The following is a 24,599-nucleotide window of genomic DNA, read 5'->3' as shown; positions in this document are numbered from 1 at the left end:
CTTTTTTTCGCCGCCTGAAAGTGCGGCCGGTATCACTGTCTCCGATCAGAGGAACGCGCTTCGAACTCACGGATCGCCTCGTCCAGGCGTCCATCCGAATTGCCTGCGCGCACACGGGCGAGCAGCGCCGCTACCTCTGTGTCATCTCTATGCAAGCCTGATGCCAAAAGGAATCGGAGCAGGCCGACTTGATAGTCCAGCTTGTCCGGCCGCAGACGAACGGCCTCCCTCATGGTACGTATGGCTAATGGGTGGTCGCGGAGGACGTTGAATGCGAAATTGGCGTAGAGGACATGCAATGCCGCCGAGCGGGGGTTGTGCTCCAGAGCGACCAAGAACGTCAAAAAAAGCTCCTGGTCGTCCAGTCGGCACAGGCTGCGGATGCGGCATGTCGAGACCGCATGAAGCGCCAGTATCTCCTCTGGGCCCACGTTCCTGCGGATCAACTTCTTGCGGAACGATTCCCAGATTTCTTTGGGAATCTCGCCGCTGGTGCGAGCGTCCATGATGATCAGCGCCTGCTCCGCGAGCGGCGGGCTCGACGGAAGGGCCGCTGCATGCTGGAACTCCTTGCGCGCCATGGACCACTGCGGCGATCGGGTGTCGTTGTGGGCGGACTCCAGCAGCAATTTCCCGAGTTCGTAAGAAGCGCGCGGGGAATCGATATTGCGCGACGCCAACGCGAAGGCCAATCGGGTTGGCTCGCCCCAAGTCAGCGTCTGGATCGCGCTCAGGGTAGCCAAGGTCAGGATCAAGAGCAGGACGACGAATCGGCGCACGCTTACACTTAAGCCTTTGCCCAGCCACGCGAGTGGCGGTGCAATCGCTATCAGCAGTCCCAGCAGAGCCAGGTAGTTGCGATGTTCGAACGCCAGCTCCAAGGGCACCACATTGCTAGTAAGCGCATGGCCGACGAAAAACCAGGCGATTCCGAAAGCTACCAGCGGCCATGTTTTCCATGCGGCTGCCGCGATCGCGAACAGCAGCAGCAGCATGCCAGCTGCGTAGGCGGTCGCGACTGGCGAAAAAAACCCGGTGGATATCGGATAGTTGTCGTAATAGAACAGAAGTCGGCTCGGAATCGGCCATACCGTTTGCCCAAGGTACGTTACGAGCACGGGCATTTGGGTTAACAAGCGTTGACCCAGGGTGAAATCTCGGAACGCGTATGCGTTTTCGAAGAGGTAGTGAGGCACGATGGCGAATGCGAATACCGCGCATGCGACTGCAACTCCGGCCGCATACGTTCCAGTCAAAGCGCCAGAACGTTTGCCTCCGTGACCTTGGAAGCGGAGCGCAAACACCTCTAGAAGCAGAGCAAAAGCCGGGGCGAGAAAAATGGTTTCCTTGAAGCCCAGGCCTACCGGCAGCGCGGTGCATGCAAGAGCAAACCATGGCCAGCAACGGCGTCCTTCGATCCGGGCGACCCTGCCGTAAAAATACGCGATCAAGGCCAATAGCATGCAGCATTGGGCGCCCAGTTCCATGCGTTGCACGACATACAGGACGCTTGAGACTTGCATCGGGTGCAGCAGCCATGCCGCAGCCACCGCCCACGCGGCGAAGCGCCCAAGGGCGGGTTGGCGCGAAGCCGTCGCGCGTGCAAACAGCGCCTCGCAAAGAACGTATACCAGCACCCCATTCAGAAGATGAAAAAGGAGGTTGGTAACTTTCATGGGGAATGCAGCCATTCCCGTCGTGTAGTGGTTGAAAGCGAAGCTGAGCATCGCCAGAGGTCGCCCTTGGCTGCTCGAGATGCCGTGCGCCATGGCCCTACGCCATTGCGCAGGATCCAGCGAGGTGACTTTCCAGTCGGGGTCCGCGACTAGATTCGGGAAGTCGTCGAAGATGAACCCGCCATGCAGACCCGGCCAATACACCAAAGCGCCTGCCGTTACCAGCAGCAGGAGCGACCAGATGCGAATAGTTGTCGATCGAGGAATCATTAAGGACCAGAAAACAAAGGGCCGCAGAGCGGCCCTTTGCACACAAACGTCGATTGGCCGTTACGAATTAACGGCAGCTGCTCGGACGATACTTCGCTTCGACCGTGCCGCCGCAGGTCCAGGCGATGCTGCCGCCGGACGCGTCGCTCGGGGTCAGGGTCAGAGTATCGCTCGCAATCTTCGTGTTGGCCGAGGTCGAGAAGGTCGAGGTGATGACGCCATTGGCCGCAATTGCGGTCTGGGCGACATACTTGCCGGAAATCGAGGTTGCCCCCGCAACGCCGGCCTCGGCATTCGTCGTCGGCCAAACGCCGCGGTCGGCGTAGAACTCGGCGACGGCAGTCTTGGAACCGGAAGCCAAGCTCATCGCTTCGGTAACCTGCGAACGGGCCACGTAGTCCTGGTAAGCCGGCAGCGCGATGGCGGCCAGGATGGCGATGATCGCAACGACGATCATCAGTTCGATCAAGGTAAAGCCCTGTTGGTTCTTCATCTGTGTGTATCCCCTAGGAGTGATGAAAATTTCACGTGCCGCGTAAGCCCGTCTGTACCGGACCGGTCCGTTGGGCAGCCGTGCGATGCCGCACGTGCACGGAATAATACGCAGAACCCGTGCCAATCCGCGTGGTTGCATGGCGCATGTTTGGAACTGTGACTACAGCCACGGGCAGAATGTGGATGCTCGACAATGAGGCGGGACAGAAACTGACGCTTAGCGTCATGTAGTGTCCTGTGGCTAGGCGCTTTGTCAGATTTTGCCTTAGCGGCTGTCGGTCAATCCCTGTAGAAGTGCCCCTTTGAACCGATGCTTTTCGGGTGCCCGAGAGATCAAGAGCGGTTGCGCACGATGCGCTCCAGTAGACATTGGAGCGCCGTATTGCGTCTTGATCGAAACCTGGTTTCTTCGCTGTGGCACGAGGCGTGTCTGAGTGTTTGCCCCTGAGCTGCCGCTAGGCCATTGCAGCGGACGCATTCCTGCACGAATTGGTGATCGGCTTCGGTGCTTCCGGGTATGCAGCGCTGTTCGATTGAACGATCAGACCGTTACCGTACTGGCCGCGCGGTATCAGCGTGAGGACGATTGCCACTGAGCGCTGTCGAGCGCATGACCCAACAATGGGTGCCTCGCGGCTCCTTAACCTACGGTAGGTCGGGCAACGCCCCGACGCGTGCGCTAGTCGATCCCAAGCTTCTTCAGCTTGTACCGCAACGCCCGAAAAGTGATGCCCAGCGCAGCGGCAGTCTTGGTCTTGTTGTAGCGGTGGTCCTGCAGGGCCTTCTCGATCGCGGCGCGTTCCATCTGTTCGATGTACATCGGCAGGGCGCTGCCGGCGGTGTCGCCCGGATCCAGGCGTCTGGGATCGAAGCGCGGGTCGGTGAGGGAGGGCTGCTGGATGGGTGCGGCTGCAGGCGTCGATGTCGACGTTGCGGGCGGCGGCTCCGCGCCGCGCGCGGGCAGGCGCAGGTCGGCGGCTTCGATGGTGTCGCCGTCGGCCATGGCCATGGCACGTTCGAGGATGTTTTCCAGTTCGCGCACGTTGCCGGGGAAAGAATACGCGTTCAACGCGTCGAGCGCGGATCGGCTCAGCGTGGGCGGCACGCGATGGTGCGGGATCGCCAGGCGTTGCAGGATCGATTGCGCCAGCCCGGGCAGGTCGTCGCGGCGCTCGCGCAGCGGCGGGACCTGTAGTTCGATCACGTTGATGCGGTAGTACAGGTCGTGGCGGAAGCGGCCTTCGTCGACCAGCTTCTCGAGGTTCTTGTGGGTGGCAGAGAGAATGCGCACGTCGACCGGTACTTCGGATGCCGCGCCCACCGGGCGCACCGATTTTTCCTGGATCGCGCGCAGCAGCTTGACCTGCATCGACAGTGGCAGTTCGGCGACTTCGTCGAGGAACAGGGTGCCGCCCTCGGCCGCCTGGAACAGGCCCGGCTTGTCGGCATGGGCGCCGGTGAAGCTGCCCTTGCGATGGCCGAAGAATTCGCTCTCCATCAGTTCGGTGGGAATGGCGCCGCAGTTGACCGGCACGAACGGTGCGGTGGCGCGCGCGCTCTGCTCGTGGATGCTGCGCGCAGTGAGCTCCTTGCCGACGCCGGACTCGCCGACGATGTAGACCGGCGCCTGGCTGCGCGAGACCTTGGCGATGGTCTGGCGCAGGGTGACCATCGCCGGCGAATCGCCCTGCAGGCGCGGGCCGGCGGAGGTGGCGATCTGCGCACGGTGGGTGCCGAGCATCAGCGCGTGCCGCACCAGGTCGCGCAGCACGGTCAGGTCGACCGGCTTGGCGACGAAATCGAACGCGCCGGCCTTGAGCGCCTCGACCGCGGCCTCGACGTTGCCGAACGCGGTGATCATGGCCACCGGCGTGTTGGGGTGGCGGGTCGAGATTTCCTGCACCAGGTCGATGCCCGAGCCATCCGGCAGGCGCATGTCGGTGAGGCACAGCGCGTACTTTTCGCGCGACAGCATTTCCCGCGCGCCGGTCACGGTGGCGGCCGTGTCCACGCGCAGGCCCATGCGGCCCAGCGTCAATACCAGCAATTCGCGGATGTCGCGCTCGTCGTCGACTACCAAAGCGCTGCGCGGCTCGGTCATGCACCCCTCCCAGAGACGCGGCTACCTTACTCTGGGCGCGGCCTCGGACTCAAATGACGCGACAAAGGATGACGACGCGATCTCGAATGCTCAGCCGAGCCGCCTCATCCCCGCGCCATGCTCTGGCCCAGCAACGCACGCGATCCCGGCAGCTTGATGCGGAAACAGCTGCCGCCGGGGGTGCGGATGTAGTCCAGGTCGCCTTCGTTGGCCTTGGCCAGGTCGCGCGCGATGTACAGGCCCAGGCCGGTGCCGTGCTCGGAGGTGGTGTAGAACGGCCGGAACAGGCGATCGGCGGCGCCATCGGGGATGCCGGGGCCGCGGTCGAGCACGTCGATGCTCGGGATGCCGTCGTCGTGATGCACGCGCAGTGTGATCCGCGCCGGCTGGCCGGGCAGGCGGCCATAGCTGCGGGCGTTGCTGACCAGCACGGTCAGGATCTGCTGCAGGTGGCGCGGGTCGACCAGCGCCGTCTGGGTGGGGGTCTGGTGGCTGATCTGCAGGCTGTCGTCGTCCAGTGGGTGGGCGCTGACGTATTCATCGATGAAGCGCCGCGCCAGGCCCACGACTTCGATGTGCTCGGGGTTGGCGCGTTCGCGCCGGGCCAGGCCGAGCACGCTTTCGACGATGCCGTTCATGCGCACGCATTGCTGGCGCACGATCTGCAGCATGCGCCGGTCGGCCAGCGAGATGTCGTTGGATTCTTCCAGCAACTGCGCGGCATAACTGATCGCGGCCAGCGGATTGCGGATCTCGTGCGCAAGGCTGGCGGAGAAGCGGCCGAGCGCGGCCAGCGTGATCGTCTCGGCGCGGCGCGACAGCAGCGAGGTGTCGTCAAGGAACACCAGCGACAGTTCGCTGTTGGCGAGCAGGCGCGCGAAGCGCGGCAATACTTCGTCCTGTTCGCTGCCCAGCCGCAATGGGGTGTTGTCGGAAGCGCCATCGCTGCGCCATTGCTGCAATCGCCGCGCCAGTTCCGGCGCGCACAGGGCGAGTACGCGGCGCCCGTCGCCGGCATCGCCGAGCAATGCCTGGGCGGCCTCGTTGGCGAGGCGGATGTGGCCGTCGGCATCGACCAGCAGCACGCCGGTGCGCATGCGGCGGATGATCAGTTCGTTGACCTCCGCGAGGTTGGCGACCTCGACGCCGCGCTGGGTGGCCAGCGCCTCGCTGGCCTGCATGCGGCCGCCGAGCTGGTTCATCAGCGTCGCCAGCGCCAGGTAGCTGGTGCCGAACATGAAGATTTCCGCCAGCGGCCGCTGGTCGCCGCCGGCCGCCACGCTCCACAGGTACTGGCCCAGGATCACCACGAAAGCCAGCGCCGCGGCGGCCAGCGCCAGCCGCAACGGCAGGAACAAGGCCGCCGCGCCGACATTGAACAGCAGCATCAGGGCGATGCCGGAAGCGACCTGCGGGGCGCCGTGGGTGGCCAGCGCGGCAACGACAATGTCGACCAGGAGGCCGGCGATGACCGGTGTGCGCAGCGAATTGCTGTCGCGCCCCCAGATCATCAGCACCGCAGCGGCGGCGAGATAGCCCATCGCCGTGGCCGCCACCAGCACCGGGTATTGCACCGGGCCGACCAGCACCGCCGCCGGCCCGAAGGCGAGTAGGGCCAACAGGCTGGCTTCCAGCACCCGGTACAGGCCGAAGAAATACAGCTCGCGGCGCAGCCCGCCCTCGGCATCCAGATGCTCGGGTCGGCGTCGCAGCGTCAACAAGGCAGAGCCCCCTCGGATCCCATGCGACCGAGTATAGGCGGACCAAGCCCGGGAGCCGCAACGATCCATCCCGGCGTTTTTTTGCCTCGCAGCCGCGCGCTGGGCGACAATACGGCTCCCGCGCCCTTCAAACCGGCTTTGCCCGGCAAAGCATCGCGCGCGGTCTGTCTTTCTGCATGGACCCCACATGAATTTCCACGAATACCAGGCGAAGCAGTTGTTTGCCGATTACGGCATTGCGGTACCGGCCGGGCGCGTCGCGCGCACGCCGGAAGAGGCGGTCGATGCCGCCAAGGCCATCGGCGGCGACTTCTGGGTCGTCAAGGCGCAGATCCACGCCGGCGGCCGCGGCAAGGCCGGCGGCGTCAAGCTGGCCAAGACCTTCGACGAGGTGCGCGAATACGCCAAGGGCATGCTCGGCACCAGGATGGCGACCTACCAGTCCGCCGGCGTCGCGCTGCCGGTCGACACGGTGCTGGTCACCCAGGCCACCGACATCGCCAAGGAGCTGTACCTGTCGGTGCTGGTCGACCGCAGCAGCCAGTCGGTGACCTTCATCGCCTCCAGCGATGGCGGCGTGGAAATCGAGAAGACCGCCGAGGAGAATCCGGACGCGATCCAGACCCTCAACGTGAATTTCGTGCAGGGCCTGCAGCCGTACCAGACCCGCGACCTCGGCTTCGCTTTGGGCCTGACCGCCAAGCAGGTCAACCAGCTGTCGAAGATCATGCTGGGTCTGTACAAGCTGTTCAACGAGAAGGACCTAGCGCTGGTCGAACTGAATCCACTGGCCATCCTCACCGACGGCAACCTGGCCGTGCTCGACGGCAAGATCAACTCCGACGACAACGCCAGCTTCCGCCACCCCGACCTGGTCGCGATGCGCGACATCCGCCAGGAAGACGAGACCGAAGTCCGTGCCAGCCAGTACGACCTGAACTACGTGACCATGGACGGCAACATCGGCTGCATGGTCAACGGCGCGGGCCTGGCGATGGCGACGATGGACGTGATCAAGCTGGAAGGCGGCGAGCCGGCCAACTTCCTCGACGTAGGCGGCGGCGCCACCAAGGAGCGCGTCACCGAGGCGTTCAAGCTGATCCTGTCGTCCGACGACGTGAAGGCGATCTTCGTCAACATCTTCGGCGGCATCGTCCGCTGCGACATGATCGCCGAGGGCATCATCGCCGCGGTCAAGGAAGTCGACGTCAAGGTGCCGGTGATCGTGCGCCTGGAAGGCACCAATGTCGAAGAGGGCAAGGCGCTGCTGAAGGGCAGCGGCCTGGCGATCACGCCGGCCGACGACATCAACGATGGCGCGAAGAAGGCGGTAGCCGCCGCGAAGAAGGCCGCCTGACCGTCACGTAGGCGGGCCCGAGCCTGCCGCACGCGATTCCGATTTCCGATGGCGGGCCAGGGCCCGCCCTACTGGGACAATTCAATGTCTGTATTGATCAACAAGAACACCAAAGTCATCGTCCAGGGCTTCACCGGCACCCAGGGCAGCTTCCACGCCGAGCAGATGCTCGACTACGGCACCCAGGTGGTCGGCGGCGTCACCCCGGGCAAGGGCGGCAGCGAACATCTCGGCCTGCCGGTGTTCAACACCGTCGCCGACGCGGTCGCCGAAACTGGTGCCGATGCATCGGTGATCTACGTACCGCCGCCGTTCGCGGCCGACGCGATCCTGGAAGCGGCCGATGCCGGCATCAAGGTCATCGTCTGCATCACCGAGGGCATCCCGGTGCTGGACATGCTGCGCGTCAAGAACACGCTGAAGGGCTACGACGACGTCGTGCTGATCGGCCCGAACTGCCCCGGCGTGATCACCCCCGGCGAGTGCAAGATCGGCATCATGCCCGGCCACATCCACATGCCGGGCAAGATCGGGATCGTCTCGCGCTCCGGCACGCTGACCTACGAAGCGGTCAAGCAGACCACCGACGCCGGCCTCGGCCAGTCGACCTGCATCGGCATCGGCGGCGACCCGATCAACGGCACCAACTTCATCGACGCGCTGCGCCTGTTCCAGGATGATCCACAGACCGAAGGCATCATCATGGTCGGCGAGATCGGCGGTTCGGCGGAGGAGGAAGCGGCCGAGTTCATCGCCGCGAACGTGACCAAGCCGGTGGTCGGCTTCATTGCCGGCGCTTCCGCCCCGAAGGGCAAGCGCATGGGCCACGCCGGCGCGATCGCGTCGGGCGGCACCGGCACCGCCGAGGGCAAGTTCGCTGCACTGGAGAAGGCGGGCGTGACCACGGTGAAGTCGCCCGGCGACCTGGGGGCGGCGATCGCGAAGCGGTTGCAGGGCTGAGCCATCCACCATGGGTCATGGCAAAAGGGCCGCCTTTGGCGGCCCTTTTGCTTGGTGGAGGGCGGTCGTAGTGCTGCCGCCGCGCTTTGCCGCGCTTACGCGCGGGCCCTCACCCAACCCTCTCCCGCAAGCGGGAGAGGGCTCAAGCCGCGGCGATTTTGAAGCCCTCTCCCGTTTACGGGAGAGGGTTGGGTGAGGGTGAGTGTCAAGCAATTTCAGATTTTTCCGATAGCAGTCGGAACGCAAACGCGTAATCCTTGAGCCTGATCGAACCTGGAGCGCAAGGATGCGCGAAGGCCAGAAACGCGATGCCGCCCGGCGCCTGCGCAGGGACATGACCGACGCCGAACGCGCCCTGTGGCGTGCGCTGCGCGACCGCACCGCCATGGTCGGCTGCAAATTCTGGCGCCAGCACCCTGTCGGGCCCTACGTCGTCGACTTCGCCTGCCTGGCGAAATCGCTGCTGATCGAAGTCGACGGCGGCCAGCACTGCGACGCGATCTGCGACGCCCGCCGCGACCGGTACCTGCGCAGCCAAGGCTTCATCGTCCTGCGCTTCTGGAATAATGACGTACTGCAAAATCTGGAAGGCGTCTGCGACATGATCCTGCGGCAGCTTTCGGGAGACCGGCGATGACCCTGCGCATTGCCCTGGCCCAGTTCGATTTCCCGGTCGGCGCGGTCGCGCAGAACGCGCAGCGCATCATCACGATGATCGCCGAAGCGCGCGACGAGTACGGCGCCGACGTGGTGCTGTTCCCGGAACTGGCGCTCAGCGGTTATCCGCCCGAGGACCTGCTGCTGCGGCCGTCGTTCCTGGCCGATTGCGATGCGGCATTGCAGGATATTGCTGCCTCCACGCAGGGTATTGTCGCGGTCGTGGGTTGGCCGCAGGCGGCCGGCTCGGTGGTCTACAACGCCGCCAGCGTGCTGCGCGACGGCTGCGTCGCGGCGACCTATCGCAAGCGCGAACTGCCCAATTACGCGGTGTTCGACGAGCGCCGCTATTTCGATGTCGACCCTGACCGCGATACCTGCGTGTTCGAGGTCGACGGCGTCATGCTTGGCCTGGTGATCTGCGAGGATCTCTGGTTTCCGGAACCGCTGGCGCAGACCGCGCAGGCCGGCGCGCAACTGGTGCTGGTACCCAATGCCTCGCCATTCGAACGCGACAAGCATGCCCAGCGCGACGCGTTGCTGGCGCAGCGCGTGCGCGAGACCGGCGTGGCGCTGGCCTATCTCAACGCCGTCGGCGGGCAGGACGCACTGGTGTTCGATGGCGCTTCGGTGCTGGCCGACGGCGATGGCTTCGTGCATCCGGCTGCGCGTGCGTTCGAGGAGCACTGGCTGCTGGCCGACTACGATCCGGCATCGCGCAAGTTCGCGCCGGTGGCGTGGCCGTTCGAGGACGAGGAAAGCCGCGATGCGCTTGCCTGGCGCGCGGTGGTACGCGGCACCCGCGACTACTGTCGCAAGAACGGTTTCGAAAAGGCATGGCTGGGCCTGTCCGGCGGCATCGATTCGGCGGTGGTGCTGGCGATCGCGGTCGACGCGCTTGGTGCCGACAACGTCACTGCGGTGCGCATGCCGTCGCGCTACACCGCCGACCTGAGCAACGATCTTGCCGCCGAACAGTGCCAGGCGCTGGGCGTGCGCCTGCTGGCGGTGCCGATCGAGAAACCGTTCCAGGGCTATCTCGACGCACTCGCCGAAACCTTCGCTGGGCAGCCTGTCGATACCACCGAGGAAAACCTGCAGTCGCGGGCGCGCGGCGCGCTGCTGATGGCGCTGAGCAACAAGTTCGGCGGACTGCTGTTGACCACCGGCAACAAGAGCGAGTACGCGGTCGGCTACGCCACGATCTACGGCGACATGTGCGGCGGCTATGCGCCGATCAAGGATCTCTACAAGACCGAGGTGTTCGTGCTGGCGAACTGGCGCAATACGATCGCCGGCGCGCCTGTGATCCCGCCGGAAGTGATCGCGCGGCCGCCGTCGGCGGAACTGCGCGACAACCAGAAGGACCAGGACTCGCTGCCGCCGTACGATGTGCTCGACGCCATCCTGCTGCGCCACGTCGACCAGGAGCAGTCGCGCGAGGACATCATCCGCGCCGGCTTCGACATCGCCACCGTCGACAAGGTGCTGCGGCTCGTGCGCATCAGCGAATGGAAGCGTCATCAAGCGGCGCCAGGACCGAAGGTGTCGCGCCGCGCGTTCGGACGTGAGCGGCGTTATCCGATCAGCAACGGGTATCGGGAGTGATCGCAGTGGCGGGCTCCCGCGTGCGCGGCAGGCGCGCTCCATGCTGCCGGCCATAGCCCAGTCCCTGCCGCTGGCGATCGGCGTATTGCTGGCAACGATGCCGGTGCTGGTGATTCCGGTGATGCTGCTGACGCGCAGGGACGCGCCGGTGCTGGGCGCGTTCCTGACGGGCTGGTTCGCCGGCTTCTTGTTGGTCGGTGGCGTGTCGATCCTGCTGGTGGACCTGGCCTCGTGGCTCGAGGGCGGCATGCCGGCGTGGATCGAGGCGCTGCGGATTCCGCTGGGACTGCTGCTGCTGGGATTGGCCCTGGTGCAGTGGCACAGGCGTTCAAAAGATGGACAGTCGCCGGCGCCGCCATTCTGGATGGGAATGATCGAGACCTTGACGACCCCCCGTGCTGCGGGCCTGGGCTTCGTGACGATCGCGTTCAATCCGAAGAACGTGCCGCTGATCATGTCCGGCGGGCTGACGATCGCAACGGCAACGCCGCTGCCGCACGCTCAACTGGCGGCGCTGATCGTTTTCACGCTCGTCGCCAGCCTGGGCGTGCTCGCGCCACTGCTGGCCTCGTTGCTGCTGGGCAAGCGCGCGCAGGCGCCCTTGGCGCGATTCAAGGGCTGGGTGGTCCATTACAACAACCACATCGTCGCCTTCGCACTGCTGACGCTGGGCGTGTTGCTGGTGAGCAGCGGCATCGCCCGGCTGTGACGACTGCAGCGGCATGCAGCCGTCGCAACCCCGAAGCGCCGTTGCAATGAAAAAGGGGCCTTTCGGCCCCTTTTTCAATCCAGGTTTGGATCGGTGCTGCTGGACGAAACACCGCGGCGTTCGCGCGCGAACGGATTGAGGCGATGGAAGACCGAAGGATCCTTCGGCCAGCCGCCGGACAGCCACGGGTGGTCGGGGTCGTTCTGCTGCAGCACGCGCTTGGCGTCGTCGGCCAACGCCTGGTTGCCGAGACGGGTGTAGGCCTCGGCCATGATCGCCAGTGCATCGCTCTGATATTCGCTCTGCGGATAGGTTTCCAGCAGGTACTTGCTGCGGTCGGCGGCGGCCACCCAGGCGTCGCGGCGCAGGTAGTACAGGCCGGTGTTGATCTCGTGGCGCGCAAACTGGTTGCGCAGGTAGATCATGCGCTGGCGCGCGTCCTCGGCGTAGCGGCTGTTGGGATAGCGCTCGGCGACGATGCTGAAATCGTTATAGGCCTGCATCGGCGAGGACAGGTCGCGGTTGCTGGTGTCCAGCGAGAACACCTGCTGCAGGAACACGGTATTGCGCGCCGAGTTGGACAGGCCGCGCAGGTAGTACATGTAGACCGTGTTGCGATGGGTCGGGTAGGTGCGGATGAAGCGGTCGATGGTCGAGATGGCATCGTCGTGCTTGCCGGCCTTGAACTGCGCGTAGGCCATCTCGATCTGCGCCTGCTCGGCGTACGGGCCATACGGGTATTGCGCGATCAGCCGCTGGAAGGTCTCCGAGGCGCTGCCAAAGTTCTCGTCCATCAACGACTCGTGGCCCTTGTCGTACAGTTGCTCGACCGGCACGCCCTCGTTCTTGTCGCCTTTCTTGAACATCTTGCCGAACCGCGCGCAGCCCGAACCGGCGGCGATGGCGACGACAAGCACGAGCAACAGCAGGCGCGGCAGGGCAAGGCGTGAGGTCATGGGCGACATAAAAGGGCGCTTGGGGCACGAACCGCGGATAATAACAGTCCGTGCCGGCCGCCCGCGCCCGCCGCCTGAACCGAAGCCTTCCACATGCCCGCCGCCGACGCCGTCCCCAGCCAGGAAACCATTTCGCCCCGCACCGCGCGCGTGCCGGAGGCCGCGGCTGGCCGCCGTTTCGACGCCGTGCTGGCGGAACTGTTCCCCGAATTTTCGCGCTCGCGGCTGGCGGAATGGATCAAGTCCGGCGACGCCCGCCTCGACGGCAACCAGGTGAAACCGCGCGACCCGGTGCGCGGCGGCGAGACCGCCAGCCTGGTCGCGGTGCTCGACATGCAGACCGACGCCGTCGCCGAGGATATTCCGCTCGACGTGCTGTACGAGGACGCCGACGTCATCGTCATCGACAAACCGGCCGGCCTGGTGGTGCACCCCGGTGCCGGCAATCCGACCGGCACGCTGGTCAACGCCCTGCTGTATCGCGACCCCGCGCTGGCCGCGTTGCCGCGTGCCGGCATCGTGCATCGGCTCGACAAGGACACCTCGGGCGTGATGGTGGTGGCGCGCTCGCTGCAGGCGCATGCCGCACTGGTCGCGCAGTTGTCCGCGCGCGACGTGCATCGCCAGTACCTGGCCATCGTGGTCGGCGCGCTGGTATCCGGCGGCACCGCCAACGCGCCGATCGACCGTCACCCGCGCGACAGGCTGAAGATGGCGGTGCGCGAAGACGGCCGCGACGCCGTCACCCATTACCGCCTGCGCGAGCGATTCCGCGGACACACCGCGCTCGAGTGCCGCCTTGAGACCGGGCGCACGCATCAGATCCGCGTGCACATGGCGCACCTGAAACACCCGATCGTCGGCGACCCGCTGTACGGCGGGCCGTTGAAACTACCCAAAGGTGCGACGCAGGAACTGATCGAGGCACTGCGCGGCTTCAGGCGTCAGGCCCTGCATGCCGAAACGCTGGAATTCGTGCATCCGGTCAGCGGCGAGCCGGTGCGCGTCACCGCGCCGGTACCGGGCGACATGCGCGAACTGCTGCGCGTCCTGCACGAGGATGCGAAGCAGGCGCAGGCCGGTCGATGAGCGCTGTCCTGTGGGCCGACTGGCCGGCGCCTCCGGGCGTGGTCGCATTCACCACGTTGCGCCACGGCGCCGGCGTGTCGCAGGCACCGTTCGATACGTTCAATCTGGGCGCGCGCTGCGGCGACGACGCCGATGCCGTCGCCACCAATCGCCATGAACTGACCGCGCATTGCGGCTTGCCTGCCGCGCCGCACTGGTTGCGGCAGGTGCATGGGACGGCGGTCGCGCACGTCGATGATGCGCATGATGCCGGCATGGAGGTCGAAGCCGATGCGTCCGTCACCGCTGCGGAGTCTACGGTGCTGGCGATTCTCACCGCCGACTGCCTGCCGGTGGTGTTCGCCGCCGAGGACGGCAGCGAGATCGCGGCAGCGCACGCCGGTTGGCGCGGATTGGCGGGTGGCGTGCTGGAAGCCACGGCACAGGCGATGTCCGTGTCGCCCGACCGCATCGTCGCCTGGCTCGGCCCGGCCGCGGGGCCGCAGGCGTACGAGATCGGCCAGGAAGTATTCGATGCGTTCGTGTCGCGTGACGCACGCGCGCAGTCGGCCTTCGTTGCCACACGCCCGGGCCACTGGCTTGTGGATCTGTATGCGCTGGCCAGGCAGCGCCTTGCCGATGCCGGCGTGCGGCACGTGCACGGCGGCGGCCTGTGCACGATTTCCGATCCGCAGCGCTTCTACTCGCATCGACGCGACCAGCGCACTGGCCGCCTGGCGACGCTGGTCTACCGGGTGCCTGCGGATGCCAGGTAAGCGATTCCCCGATGCCGTCGCGGCCATCGCATCGATACACTGGCGAGCATGAGTTCGACCCTGTTCCAGCAACTGCTCGGCGCGCCGTTCTTTCGCCTGCCAGCCAGCGTGCGTGCACTGCATTCCGGCCACGGCCGCAGCCGTTATGCCGGTAGCGCGACGATCACCCGTGGCCGCAATCCCATCGGCCGGCTCTGCGCAGCGGTTGCGAGGTTGCCGCCGGCCGGCATCGATGTGCCGATCGTGGTCGAGCTGCAGGCCGATGCCCGCGGCGAAACCTGGCAGCGCCACTTCGGCAAGCATCGCATGCAGTCGCGGCTGCAGGTGCGCGACAAGCTGTTGCATGAGCGCCTTGGCCTGCTGCAGTTCCGCTTCGCGCTGCATGTCCACGACGGTGCGCTGTGGTGGCAGACCGCCGGCGTACGCCTGTTCGGGTTGCTGCCCCTGCCGGCATCATGGTTTGCCGAGGTGCGTTGCCGTGAACGCGAGCATGAAGGTCGCTATGAATTCATGGTCGAGGCCGCGCTGCCACTGGCGGGTCGCCTGATCCGCTACGAGGGCTGGCTTGAACCTGCCTGACGGCCATCCGGTGATCGTGTTCGACGGCGTCTGCGGATTGTGCAACGGCTGGGTCCGGTTCCTGTTGAAACGCGATCGCCGCCAGCGTTACCGCTTTGCGGCGATGCAGACAGGAACCGGTCGCGGATTGCTGCTGGCGAACGGGCTGGATCCGGACGATCCGATGTCGTTCCTGCTGCTGGACGAAATGGGCGCGCGCACAGACAGCGATGCCATCATCGCGGTGCTGATCGGCCTGGGCGGCGCCTGGCGCATGGCAACGCTGTGTCTTCTGCTGCCGCGCGTATTGCGCGACCCGCCGTATCGTTGGCTGGCGCGCAACCGCTATCGCTGGTTCGGCCGCAAACGGACGTGTTTCCTGCCGGATATGACGCAGCGGCATCGCTTCATCGGTCTGTAAACGACCTCCGTTGGCGTCGCGGCCTTGCGGCGCCAACAATCATGTCGACCGCGTTGCCGCCAGCGCGGACAGGAATTCGCGACGCCAGCGATGGATGTCGTAGTGACTGATGCGGTCCATCATCGCGCGCCAGCGCTCGCGGCGCTCCGCCAGCGGCATGGTCGCCGCCGTCGCGATCGCGTCGGCAACGCCGTCGATGTCGTAGGGATTGACCTGCAGTGCGCTGTGGAGCTCGCGCGCGGCGCCGGCAAAACTCGACAGCACCAGTACGCCGGGATCATCCGGATCCTGCGCGGCGACGTATTCCTTGGCCACCAGGTTCATGCCGTCGCGCAACGGCGTGACCAGCGCGATCCTTGCCATGCGGTAGAAGCCGGTCAGCGTGGCGTGCGGGTGATTGCGGTTGACGTAGCGCACGGGCGTCCAGTCAGGCTCGGCATGGCCGCCGTTGATGTGGCCGGCCAGTTGTTCCAGTTCGCGTCGCAGCTCACGGTATTCGCTGACGCCGCCGCGCGACACCGGCGCGATCTGCAGGTAGGTCAACTTGCCGCGCTGGTCCGGATGGCGATCGAGATAGTTCGCGAATGCACGAAAGCGCTCCGGTATGCCCTTGGAATAGTCGAGCCGATCGACGCCGATCGCCAGCGCCCGCCCCGCCAGACTCGCTTGCAGGCGCTTGACGCCCGGCTTGCGCATCGCCGCGACGGCGAGGTTTGCGATGTGGGGGGTATCGATGCCGATCGGGAATGCGGCGGCATGGAATTCGCGCCCGTCGCGATCCAGCAGCACGCCCTTGCGCAGCACCTTGCCGCCGGCATACAGGCGCAGGTAATCCTGGTAGCGCTCCAGGTCGCGCTCGGTCTGGAAACCGAGCAGGTCGTATGCGGACAGCGCACCGAACGGGCGCTCGTGGCTGGGTAGCGCCGCGACCAGGTCGGCCGACGGCAGCGGCACGTGCAGGAAGAAGCCGAGTCGCGATTCGACGCCTCGCGCGCGCAGCTCTTCGGCCAGCGGCATCAGGTGGTAGTCGTGTATCCAGACCAGGTCATCGGGTCGCAACTGCTTGGCCAGGTGGTCGGCGAACTGCGCGTTGACCCGGCGATAGGCCGCCTGCGTCTCGCGGTTGTAGTCGACCAGGTCCGGGCGGAAGTGCAGCAGCGGCCACAGCGTGCGGTTGGCGAAACCGTTGTAGTAGCCATCGAAATCGTCGCGCGACAGGTCGATGGTGAGATAACGGATGTCGCCGTCGCGCTGTTCGTGCACGGTGGCCGAGGCCTCTCGCACCGTGCGCCCGCTCCAGCCGAACCACAACCCGCCGGTTTCCTGCAGTGCAGCGTTCAACGCCACCGCCAGGCCGCCGGCCTGGTCGGCGCCGGGCAGGGCAACGCGGTTGGAAACTACGACCAGGCGGCTCATGTCGGTGGTGCCGAGAATCGGGAATGGGGAATCGGGAATCGCAAAAGCGGGAAGCGAAGAATCGCAAGCTCAACTCCACGAGCAGCAACCGCTCGGTGCTTTTCCGATTCCCGATTCCCCATTCCCAATTCCCGTTGCTTCGTCACGTCGCATCCTGCCAGGGCCGCGACAATCGCATCGCCGCGATGATCAGTCCCACGTGAGAATACGTCTGCGGGAAATTTCCCCAGGCTTCGCCATCGTCGAAGGCCAGGTCCTCGGACAGCATCCCCAGCGGGTTGCGTCGCGCCAGGAGGCGTTCGAACAGGGCCCGCGCTTCTTCCTTGCGGCCGATCGCGGCCAGTGCGTCGATGTACCAGAAGGTGCAGATGGTGAAGCTGGTTTCCGGATCGCCGAAATCATCCGGTGCGATGTAGCGGAACAGCGCATCGCCGCGCTTGAGTTCGCGGCCGATCGCCTCGACCGTGGCGATGAAGCGTGGATCATCGGCCCTGACGAAGCCGATGTCGGCCAGCAGCAGCAAGCTGGCATCGAGGCGATAGCCATCCAGCGACTCGACGAAGTGCCCGCGTTCGGCGTCGAAGGCGTGCTCGATCACGCGTGCGTGAACGGCGTCGGCGCGTTCTCGCCAGTAGCCGGCGCGGTCTTCCAGTCCGAGTTGCACCGCGATCTTGGCCAGACGGTCGCACGCCGCCCAGCACATCACGCTGGAGTAGGTGTGCACGTGCGCGCGGCCGCGGAATTCCCAGAGGCCCGCGTCGGGCTGGTCGTGCAGTGCGAAGGCGCGTTCCCCCAACCGTTCCAGGCGCTGGAACGTGGACAGGTCGCCGGGATTCTCCAGGCGCTTGTCGAAGAACAGCTGCGCCGAGGCCAGCACCACGCTGCCGTAGACGTCGTGCTGCTTTTGCACCCACGCCAGGTTGCCGCGTCGCACCGGTCCCATGCCGCGGTAGCCGGCCAGGCTTTCCACTTCCTCTTCGGCCAGCCGGGTCTCGAAGCCGATGCCGTACAGCGGCTGCAGCGCGCCGTCGGAGGTGGCGATGTTGAACACATAGCGCAGGTAGTCTTCCATGCTGCGCGTGGCGCCGAGCCGGTTGAGGGCGCGCACCACGAAGGTGGCATCGCGCAGCCAGCAATAGCGGTAGTCCCAGTTGCGCGGCGTGTGCGGGGCTTCCGGGATCGAAGTGGTCATCGCGGCGACGATCGCGCCGGTTTCCTCGTACTGGCACAGCTTCAGCGTGATCGCACTGCGGATCACCGCTTCCTGCCATTCCAGCGGAATCGACAGGTAGCGCACCCAGTCGCGCCAGTAGGCGAGGGTGCGTTCCTCGGCGTCGCGCACGAAACCGGATACGGACCGGGTCAGCGTTTCGTCCGGCCCCAGCACCAGATGCAGCTCGCGATCGAGCATGAAGGGCAGCGCGTCGCGCAACAGTCGCACCGGTACGTCGCTGGTCAGGCGCAGCGTGAAATCGGGCACCAGGTAGCGGATGTGGTTGCTGCCCCAGGTGGTGTCCGGTTGCGATGCGCCGTAGTCGGCCAGTGGGCGCAGGCGGATGCGAATGCGCGGATGTCCAACCAGGGGCCGCACACGCCGCACCAGCATGACCGGGCGATAGAGGCGGCCATGGCGATGCCAGCGCGGCGCGAAGTCGGTGATCTCGACCGCATTGCCCTGCGTGTCGCGCAGGATCGTGCGCAGCACCGCGGTGTTGGGCAGGTAGTGCTGCTCGGATTCGCTGAAATCGTCCAGTTCCACGGCATAGTCGCCGCCTTCGCGCTTCGGTGACAGCAAGGCGCAAAAAGTGGGATCGCCATCGAACGCAGGTACGCAGCCCCACACCACGCGGCCACGCGCATCCAGCAGCGCCGCGAAGCTGCCATTGCCGACCAGGCCGAGGTCGAGGTTGGCTTCGCTCATCGTGCGGCTCCGGATTCCACGCCGAGCCATGCATGCACGGCGGCGATGTCGTCGAGGTGGTAGCCGGCGGCACTGGGTTCGCGCGCGCCGACCAGCACGGTGATGCCGCCGCGCGCGTTGACGACCTCGAAGCCATGCTCGTCGGTCAGGTCGTCGCCGGCGAACACCGGCATACGCCCGCGGAACGGCGGTTCTTCGAGGAAGGCGGCGATCGCATCGCCCTTGTCCGCCTGCGCGGGGCGCAATTCGATGACGTGGTCGCCGTGCTGCAGCCGATAGCCTTCCAGCTGCGGCAGCGCTGCCATGGCGAAGGCCTCGAAGTCGGAAGCGGCCAGCGGCTCCGCGCGCCAGTGCAGGGCGATCGCGGCGCGCTTGTCCTCGACCAGGGTGCCCGGGTACTTCGCGGCAAGCTGGCGTGCGGCGTCAGCGATGCCGGCCAGTGCCGGCGGCGCGGTCGGCGGCCCGCTGCGCGACTCGACGTGGCGACGTTCGAGTCCGTGCAGGCCTGCGGCAGGTAGTTGCAGCGGTGCGAACAGGCGGTCGAGGCTGGCGAGAGTGCGTCCACTCACCAGCGCCAGCGCCCCATCGAGGCGACGCGACAAGGCATCGAGGCGTACCGGCAATGCCGGCGGTACGAACACGCCGTCGGGCGTATCGGCGAAATCGAGCAGGCAGCCGTCCACGTCGAGGAACAACGCCCAGTCGTCTGCGGGCAGAGGTGGACGCTGCCGTTGCGGGGAGCGTTGGGCAGCCATCGCCGTGCATTGTGACCAATCGGGCGTTAGCAGAAAGTTCACATCGCCACGTCCGTGGCTTCAGAGCAAAGCTTTCTTCGCTACAGCCTTTCTCGTTTCATCCAGAGCGATGCGGAGATCATCGACTTGCCAGCGTCGCGTCAATTCGCCGCCGGCGTCGTGGACCAAGGCAATTGCACGCCGCCGAGCGATTGCCCTTGCTGCCAGTAGAACCAGCCGCCTGCCGCCAGCACCAGCAGGATCAGCAACCACAGCAGCCAGCCGAATCCGCGCCTGCGACGTGCGGCCATTGGCCTGCGGAATTCGAAGTCGCCCAGTTCGGAGGCAAAGCCCGGTTCCGTCGGAGGCGCGTTGGCGACGGCTGCGGCAATCGCCGCTACATGGGGATCGATCGGTGCCGGGGTGGACAAGGGCTCCACGCGCCCACCATGGCGCGGCAGGGGAGTCTCTTCGACAGGTCTCTGAAAACGCATTGCGAGGTTGTCGTCAGCGGCCCCTGTCATGGGTGCATGCGCTTCACGACGCAGGCCTGCGGCTACTTCGCGCGCGACCGGTCGCGGCGTAATCCCGCCAGCATCGCCAACAGGGGGAGCATCGAAACCGTCATCGTCACGCTCGCCGATCGGTGCCGCGACACTGCCGAAGGCCTCAGGCAAACGGCCGCCCGGGGTGAGTTCGCCGATCAGGCGCGGCAGGATGCCGGCGATCGCCGTGGCCACCGTCGCGCGGCTGGCGCCGATGCGGTTGCCCCATTCGCTGAGCAGACCCTGGCCGAACACCATGCCGACTTCGCTGATCGACAGCGGCCTTTGCCTTCGCGGCTCGCCGCCCAGCCACGATGCGAACAGGTCGCCATGGCCCTGCTGGCGGAAACTTTCGGCGAAACCGCCGAAGCCGCCGCGGCGATCGTTGTAGATGTAACCCATCAAAAGGCCGAACAGGTCGCGGCTGCGATCTCCCAGGCCGTATCGGTCGGACAGCTCGCGCACCAGGTCATCGAACATCGCATCCTCCATCGCACGCAGGCCGGATGCACCGCGTCTGCACTGGATGCTAACGGTGCGGCAGGCGCGAAACCTTAACTCCGGATTATCGCGGCTTCACGCCGGCGCGATGTCGGCCCTTGAACACTCGCGTTCTGACTCCCACATGAATGCCATCGGCGCGCAAGCGTCCCGCCACATACACGATGGAGCTGTCCGATGCGGATGGACAAACTGACTTCGCGCTTCCAGCAGGCCCTGGCCGATGCACAATCGCTGGCGGTGGGACGCGACCACAACCTGATCGAGCCTGCCCACCTGCTGGTCGCGCTGCTCGACCAGCAGGGTGGTAGCACACGGCCGCTGCTGGCGCAGGCCGGCGTCAACGTACCGCTGCTGCGTGAGCGGCTCGGCGAGGCACTGGAAAAGCTTCCGAAGGTGTCCGGCCAAGCCGGCAACGTGTCGCTGGGCAACGATCTGGCGCGGCTGCTCAATGTCGCCGACAAATCCGCGCAGCAGCGTGGCGATGCCTACATCGCCAGCGAATGGTTCGTGCTGGCCGCGCTCGACGACAGCGGCGATGCCGGACGTGCGCTGAAGGCTGCAGGTGCCGACAAGCAGAAGATCGAAGCGGCCATCGAGAAGATGCGCGGCGGCGACACGGTGCAGAGCGAGAATGCCGAAGACCAGCGCCAGGCGCTGGAGAAGTACACGATCGACCTGACCGCGCGCTCGGAGAAAGGCAAGCTCGATCCGGTGATCGGCCGCGACGAGGAGATCCGCCGCACCATCCAGGTGCTGCAACGGCGCACCAAGAACAACCCGGTGCTGATCGGCGAACCCGGCGTCGGCAAGACCGCGATCGTCGAAGGCCTGGCGCAGCGCATCGTCAACGGCGAGGTGCCCGAGGGGCTGCGCGGCAAGCGCGTGCTGTCGCTGGACATGGGTGCACTGATCGCCGGCGCGAAGTATCGCGGCGAATTCGAGGAGCGGCTGAAAGCTGTGTTGAACGATCTGGCCAAGAACGAAGGCCAGATCATCCTGTTCATCGACGAACTGCACACCATGGTCGGTGCCGGCAAGGCAGAAGGCGCGATGGATGCCGGCAACATGCTGAAGCCGGCGCTGGCGCGCGGCGAGCTGCACTGCATCGGCGCGACCACGCTCGACGAATACCGCAAGTATGTCGAGAAGGACGCGGCGCTGGAGCGCCGCTTCCAGAAGGTGTTCGTCGGCGAGCCCAGTGTCGAGGACACCATCGCCATCCTGCGCGGCCTGAAGGAACGGTACGCGGTCCATCACGGCGTCGAGATCACCGATCCGGCGATCGTCGCCGCGGCGACGTTGTCGCATCGCTACATCGCCGATCGCCAGTTGCCGGACAAGGCCATCGACCTGATGGACGAGGCCGCGTCGCGCATCCGCATGGAGATCGACTCCAAGCCCGAGGAGCTCGACCGCAAGGAGCGCCGACTGATCCAGCTCAAGATCCAGCGCGAGGCGCTGAAGAAGGAGAAGGACGCCGAGAGCAGGAAGCGCCTGGCCGATCTTGAAGCGGAGATCGAGCAACTGCAGCGCGAATACAACGACCTCGAGGAAGTCTGGAAAGCCGAGAAGGCCACCTTGCAGGGTGCGACGAAGATCAAGGAACAGATCGAGGCCGCGCGCCTGGACCTGGAAGCGGCGCAGCGTCGCCAGGATTACGCACGCATGAGCGAGATCCAGTACGGGCAACTGCCGGAGCTGGAAAAGCAGCTCAAGGCCGCGCAGGAAGCGGAGAACCAGGGCTTCAGGCTGCTGCAGGATCGCGTCACCGCGGAGGAAATCGCCGAGGTCGTGTCGCGCTGGACCGGCATCCCGGTGTCGAAGATGCTGGAAGGCGAGCGCGAGAAGCTGCTCAAGATGGAAGACGCGCTGCATACGCGCGTGGTCGGCCAGGACGAAGCGATCAAGGCGGTATCCGATTCCGTGCGCCGTTCGCGCGCCGGCCTGAGCGATCCGGATCGTCCGAGCGGTTCGTTCCTGTTCCTCGGCCCGACTGGCGTCGGCAAGACCGAACTGTGCAAGGCGTTGGCCGAGTTCCTGTTCGATTCGAGTGACGCGATGGTGCGCATCGACATGAGCGAATTCATGGAAAAGCACGCGGTCAGCCGCCTGGTCGGCGCGCCGCCTGGCTATGTCGGCTACGAGGAAGGCGGCTACCTGACCGAAGCGGTGCGGCGTCGTCCGTACAGCGTGATCCTGCTCGACGAAGTCGAGAAGGCGCATCCGGATGTGTTCAACATACTGCTGCAGGTACTCGATGATGGCCGCCTGACCGACGGCCAGGGCCGCACGGTCGATTTCCGCAACACCGTGATCGTGATGACGTCCAATCTCGGCTCGCACCAGATCCAGGAACTGGCTGGCGACGATTCCGCCGAGGCCTATACGCAGATGAAGGCCGCGGTGATGGGCGTGGTGCAGGCGCACTTCCGCCCGGAGTTCATCAATCGCCTCGACGACATCGTCGTGTTCCATCCGCTGGACAAGGCGCAGATCAGGCAGATCGCGCGGATCCAGATGCGCGGGCTGGAAAAGCGGCTGGGCGAACGCGGCATCCGCCTCGATGTGACCGACAAGGCCTTCGACCTGCTCGGCAATGTCGGCTTCGATCCGGTCTATGGTGCGCGCCCGCTCAAGCGCGCGATCCAGCAGCAGCTGGAGAATCCGCTGGCGCAGAAGATCCTGTCCGGCGAATTCGGCAATGGCGATACCGTGCGTGTCGACGCGGAGGCGGGACGGCTGGTGTTCGAAAAGCCGTGATGATGGGGCCGGGCGCGCTGCTGCCCGGCCAGCCCGAAGCGTGCATTGGCACATGAGCGCAAGATCCGGACCGCGGGCGGTGCTTGCAACGGCGACACTGGGCTACGTTCCGAGCCGGAGTGAACATGAAGCCCGCTACCCGCAATACCTATGCCGAACGCATCGACCGCGTGGTCGCACGCCTGCAGCAGGCCGTCGTGGCCGGTGGCGAACTGCCCGACCTGCCTGAACTGGCCGCGATCGCGCACCTGTCTTCCTTCCATTTCCACCGCGTCTACCGCGCGCTGACCGGAGAAACCATCGGCCGCACGGTGGCGCGCCTGCGGCTGTTGCGTGCCTTGCATCTGCTGGGCGATGCGCAGGCCAGCATCACCGGCATCGCGATGACGGTCGGCTATGAAACGCCGCAGGCGTTCGCACGCGCCTTCAGGGATGCGTTCGCGGCCAGCCCGAGCGAACTGCGCGCGCAGCCCGCGCGCATGGCCGATGAGCTGCAACGGCTTAGCCGGCCGCCAGAGCGGGCCGGGAGAGACGACGCGCCACTGCGCGTGGATGTGGTGTCGGTGGAGCCGTTCGAAGTCGTCGCATTGCGCAACCGCGGCGCTTACGAGGATCTCGACCAGGCGTACTGGCAGTTGATGAACTGGGCCATCGCCGTCGGCATCGCCGACACGCTGAGTGGCCTGTACGGTATTCCGCTGCAGGATCATCGCGACGTACCGGCAGGCGAAGTGGAGTTCGATTGTGCAATGGCTTTCTCGACCGAGGCGCAACCGCCTGCTCCGATGCGGCGACTGCAGGTGGGCGGCGGCGGATATGCACGCGCGCGGCATGTCGGCAGTTTCGGATTGCTGGAAGACGCCACCGATCGCCTACTCGCCGAGTGGCTGCCCGGCAGCGGCCATGCACTGCGCGATGTGCCGATCCATTACGGCTATCTGGACGATCCCGAAGAGGTGCCGGAAGCGATGCTGCGCACGGATATCTTCATCCCCGTGCAGTGATCGCTTCGCGCTGCCGCGCCTTGTTGACGCATTTTCGCGAGCCTCATCCACGGAAGCGAGTCAATCGCGCGCCCGATGACCGGACTCGCCGCCGTCGGGTTGGCGAACGCGCGATTGCTGCTAAGATGCGCCGGCCTGAGGTGACCGCTGGTTCAGTCAGCGGTTGAAACGGGAATCCGGTGCGCCGGGTCGTGCATGCCACGGCCGGCAATTCCGGAGCTGCCCCCGCAACGGTAGGCGAGACAAACGATCCGCATCACCGCCACTGTGCATTACGCATGGGAAGGCGCGGACCGGAAGGCCCCTTGAGGTCGCCTTCGCTCGCAAGCCCGGAGACCGGCCTTTGTGCGACCCGACACGCGGTGGGCGATGTCATGGGGCG

At 65.9% G+C, this 24,599-nt stretch carries 20 protein-coding genes and 1 riboswitch; of the genes, 11 read left to right on the top strand and 9 right to left on the bottom strand.

All coding sequences use genetic code 11. The features are described 5' to 3' along the window. Positions 1–32 precede the first annotated feature (32 nt). The 4 genes from IP90_RS09890 to IP90_RS09870 all read right to left on the bottom strand — a co-directional run bounded on the left by IP90_RS09890 (position 33) and on the right by IP90_RS09870 (position 6,254). The gene (locus IP90_RS09890; protein WP_144899464.1) at positions 33–1,946 is read right to left on the bottom strand and encodes a hypothetical protein; all 1,914 of its coding nucleotides are present in this window, start codon (positions 1,944–1,946) and stop codon (positions 33–35) included. Between the two features lie 67 nt (positions 1,947–2,013). Beyond that, the gene (locus IP90_RS09885) at positions 2,014–2,439 is read right to left on the bottom strand and encodes a pilin (protein WP_144899463.1); all 426 of its coding nucleotides are present in this window, start codon (positions 2,437–2,439) and stop codon (positions 2,014–2,016) included. A 681-nt stretch (positions 2,440–3,120) separates the two neighbouring features. Then, a complete protein-coding gene (locus IP90_RS09875) occupies positions 3,121–4,542 on the bottom strand; it encodes a sigma-54-dependent transcriptional regulator (RefSeq protein ID WP_144899462.1) in 1,422 nt (473 codons plus the stop codon). A 104-nt stretch (positions 4,543–4,646) separates the two neighbouring features. Continuing rightward, positions 4,647–6,254, bottom strand: coding sequence for a sensor histidine kinase (locus IP90_RS09870; RefSeq protein WP_242007558.1), 1,608 nt, complete (start codon positions 6,252–6,254; stop codon positions 4,647–4,649). Positions 6,255–6,450: 196 nt separating this feature from the next. Here IP90_RS09870 and sucC point away from each other — a divergent pair, with 196 nt between their 5' ends. The 5 genes from sucC (at position 6,451) to IP90_RS09845 (ending at position 11,554) form a co-directional block, all read left to right on the top strand. Continuing rightward, complete coding sequence (sucC, locus tag IP90_RS09865) at positions 6,451–7,620, top strand: ADP-forming succinate--CoA ligase subunit beta (protein ID WP_144899460.1); 1,170 nt, start codon at positions 6,451–6,453, stop codon at positions 7,618–7,620. Positions 7,621–7,704: 84 nt separating this feature from the next. Then, positions 7,705–8,580: a succinate--CoA ligase subunit alpha gene (gene sucD, locus IP90_RS09860; protein ID WP_144899459.1), complete on the top strand. Its 876-nt coding sequence runs from the start codon at positions 7,705–7,707 to the stop codon at positions 8,578–8,580. 286 nt (positions 8,581–8,866) lie between these two features. After that, the gene (locus tag IP90_RS09855; RefSeq protein ID WP_144899458.1) at positions 8,867–9,217 is read left to right on the top strand and encodes an endonuclease domain-containing protein; all 351 of its coding nucleotides are present in this window, start codon (positions 8,867–8,869) and stop codon (positions 9,215–9,217) included. Beyond that, positions 9,214–10,845, top strand: coding sequence for an NAD+ synthase (locus IP90_RS09850; protein ID WP_144899457.1), 1,632 nt, complete (start codon positions 9,214–9,216; stop codon positions 10,843–10,845). The genes IP90_RS09855 and IP90_RS09850 overlap by 4 nt, the downstream gene beginning before the upstream one ends. Next, entirely contained in the window at positions 10,805–11,554 is a 750-nt protein-coding gene (locus tag IP90_RS09845; RefSeq protein ID WP_144899456.1) for a GAP family protein, read from the top strand. Before IP90_RS09850 ends, IP90_RS09845 begins: the two co-directional genes overlap by 41 nt. Before the next feature lie 74 nt (positions 11,555–11,628). On the opposite strand, the gene IP90_RS09840 is transcribed toward IP90_RS09845, so the two are convergent. After that, a complete protein-coding gene (locus IP90_RS09840; protein WP_144899455.1) occupies positions 11,629–12,519 on the bottom strand; it encodes an outer membrane protein assembly factor BamD in 891 nt (296 codons plus the stop codon). 84 nt (positions 12,520–12,603) lie between these two features. Here IP90_RS09840 and rluD point away from each other — a divergent pair, with 84 nt between their 5' ends. Genes rluD through IP90_RS09820 form a run of 4 tightly spaced genes read left to right on the top strand, consistent with a single transcriptional unit; the run spans position 12,604 to position 15,333 of the window. Next, entirely contained in the window at positions 12,604–13,599 is a 996-nt protein-coding gene (gene rluD, locus IP90_RS09835; RefSeq protein ID WP_144899454.1) for a 23S rRNA pseudouridine(1911/1915/1917) synthase RluD, read from the top strand. Further along, complete coding sequence (gene pgeF / locus IP90_RS09830) at positions 13,596–14,354, top strand: peptidoglycan editing factor PgeF (protein ID WP_144899453.1); 759 nt, start codon at positions 13,596–13,598, stop codon at positions 14,352–14,354. The genes rluD and pgeF overlap by 4 nt, the downstream gene beginning before the upstream one ends. Before the next feature lie 48 nt (positions 14,355–14,402). Beyond that, on the top strand, positions 14,403–14,933 hold the full coding sequence (locus IP90_RS09825) for a DUF4166 domain-containing protein (RefSeq protein WP_144899452.1): 531 nt from the start codon (positions 14,403–14,405) through the stop codon (positions 14,931–14,933). Next, on the top strand, positions 14,920–15,333 hold the full coding sequence (locus tag IP90_RS09820) for a thiol-disulfide oxidoreductase DCC family protein (RefSeq protein WP_144899451.1): 414 nt from the start codon (positions 14,920–14,922) through the stop codon (positions 15,331–15,333). Before IP90_RS09825 ends, IP90_RS09820 begins: the two co-directional genes overlap by 14 nt. A 39-nt stretch (positions 15,334–15,372) precedes the next feature. Here IP90_RS09820 and otsA read toward each other — a convergent pair whose 3' ends face one another. The 4 genes from otsA to IP90_RS09800 all read right to left on the bottom strand — a co-directional run bounded on the left by otsA (position 15,373) and on the right by IP90_RS09800 (position 20,429). Beyond that, entirely contained in the window at positions 15,373–16,749 is a 1,377-nt protein-coding gene (gene otsA, locus IP90_RS09815) for an alpha,alpha-trehalose-phosphate synthase (UDP-forming) (protein WP_144899450.1), read from the bottom strand. 142 nt (positions 16,750–16,891) lie between these two features. Further along, on the bottom strand, positions 16,892–18,670 hold the full coding sequence (locus tag IP90_RS09810) for a glycoside hydrolase family 15 protein (protein ID WP_144899449.1): 1,779 nt from the start codon (positions 18,668–18,670) through the stop codon (positions 16,892–16,894). Continuing rightward, positions 18,667–19,425: a trehalose-phosphatase gene (otsB, locus tag IP90_RS09805; protein WP_144899448.1), complete on the bottom strand. Its 759-nt coding sequence runs from the start codon at positions 19,423–19,425 to the stop codon at positions 18,667–18,669. Before otsB ends, IP90_RS09810 begins: the two co-directional genes overlap by 4 nt. Positions 19,426–19,565: 140 nt before the next feature. Further along, positions 19,566–20,429: a YidB family protein gene (locus tag IP90_RS09800; protein WP_158635315.1), complete on the bottom strand. Its 864-nt coding sequence runs from the start codon at positions 20,427–20,429 to the stop codon at positions 19,566–19,568. Positions 20,430–20,627: 198 nt separating this feature from the next. Here IP90_RS09800 and clpB point away from each other — a divergent pair, with 198 nt between their 5' ends. Then, on the top strand, positions 20,628–23,213 hold the full coding sequence (clpB, locus tag IP90_RS09795) for an ATP-dependent chaperone ClpB (RefSeq protein WP_144899446.1): 2,586 nt from the start codon (positions 20,628–20,630) through the stop codon (positions 23,211–23,213). 125 nt (positions 23,214–23,338) lie between these two features. Continuing rightward, a complete protein-coding gene (locus IP90_RS09790; RefSeq protein WP_144899445.1) occupies positions 23,339–24,217 on the top strand; it encodes an AraC family transcriptional regulator in 879 nt (292 codons plus the stop codon). A gap of 121 nt (positions 24,218–24,338) precedes the next feature. Beyond that, positions 24,339–24,576: riboswitch (cobalamin riboswitch) on the top strand. Positions 24,577–24,599 lie beyond the last annotated feature (23 nt).

Source organism: Luteimonas cucumeris, from assembly GCF_007830035.1.
GTDB lineage: Bacteria > Pseudomonadota > Gammaproteobacteria > Xanthomonadales > Xanthomonadaceae > Luteimonas_C > Luteimonas_C cucumeris.
The sequence above is the reverse complement of the archived record's forward strand: the minus strand, read 5'-3'. Positions and strand labels throughout refer to the sequence as shown.

Bases quoted from the DNA above. Each gene is read 5' to 3' on its own strand.
- IP90_RS09855 (WP_144899458.1), top strand. From the start codon at position 8,867: ATGCGCGAAGGCCAGAAACGCGATGCCGCCCGGCGCCTGCGCAGGGAC.
- otsA (WP_144899450.1), bottom strand. From the start codon at position 16,749: ATGAGCCGCCTGGTCGTAGTTTCCAACCGCGTTGCCCTGCCCGGCGCC.
- IP90_RS09825 (WP_144899452.1), top strand. From the start codon at position 14,403: ATGAGTTCGACCCTGTTCCAGCAACTGCTCGGCGCGCCGTTCTTTCGC.
- rluD (WP_144899454.1), top strand. From the start codon at position 12,604: ATGCCCGCCGCCGACGCCGTCCCCAGCCAGGAAACCATTTCGCCCCGC.
- IP90_RS09885 (WP_144899463.1), bottom strand. From the start codon at position 2,439: ATGAAGAACCAACAGGGCTTTACCTTGATCGAACTGATGATCGTCGTT.
- IP90_RS09810 (WP_144899449.1), bottom strand. From the start codon at position 18,670: ATGAGCGAAGCCAACCTCGACCTCGGCCTGGTCGGCAATGGCAGCTTC.
- sucC (WP_144899460.1), top strand. From the start codon at position 6,451: ATGAATTTCCACGAATACCAGGCGAAGCAGTTGTTTGCCGATTACGGC.
- IP90_RS09790 (WP_144899445.1), top strand. From the start codon at position 23,339: ATGAAGCCCGCTACCCGCAATACCTATGCCGAACGCATCGACCGCGTG.
- sucD (WP_144899459.1), top strand. From the start codon at position 7,705: ATGTCTGTATTGATCAACAAGAACACCAAAGTCATCGTCCAGGGCTTC.
- otsB (WP_144899448.1), bottom strand. From the start codon at position 19,425: ATGGCTGCCCAACGCTCCCCGCAACGGCAGCGTCCACCTCTGCCCGCA.
- IP90_RS09875 (WP_144899462.1), bottom strand. From the start codon at position 4,542: ATGACCGAGCCGCGCAGCGCTTTGGTAGTCGACGACGAGCGCGACATC.
- pgeF (WP_144899453.1), top strand. From the start codon at position 13,596: ATGAGCGCTGTCCTGTGGGCCGACTGGCCGGCGCCTCCGGGCGTGGTC.
- IP90_RS09890 (WP_144899464.1), bottom strand. From the start codon at position 1,946: ATGATTCCTCGATCGACAACTATTCGCATCTGGTCGCTCCTGCTGCTG.
- IP90_RS09800 (WP_158635315.1), bottom strand. From the start codon at position 20,429: ATGTTCGATGACCTGGTGCGCGAGCTGTCCGACCGATACGGCCTGGGA.
- IP90_RS09850 (WP_144899457.1), top strand. From the start codon at position 9,214: ATGACCCTGCGCATTGCCCTGGCCCAGTTCGATTTCCCGGTCGGCGCG.
- clpB (WP_144899446.1), top strand. From the start codon at position 20,628: ATGCGGATGGACAAACTGACTTCGCGCTTCCAGCAGGCCCTGGCCGAT.
- IP90_RS09840 (WP_144899455.1), bottom strand. From the start codon at position 12,519: ATGTCGCCCATGACCTCACGCCTTGCCCTGCCGCGCCTGCTGTTGCTC.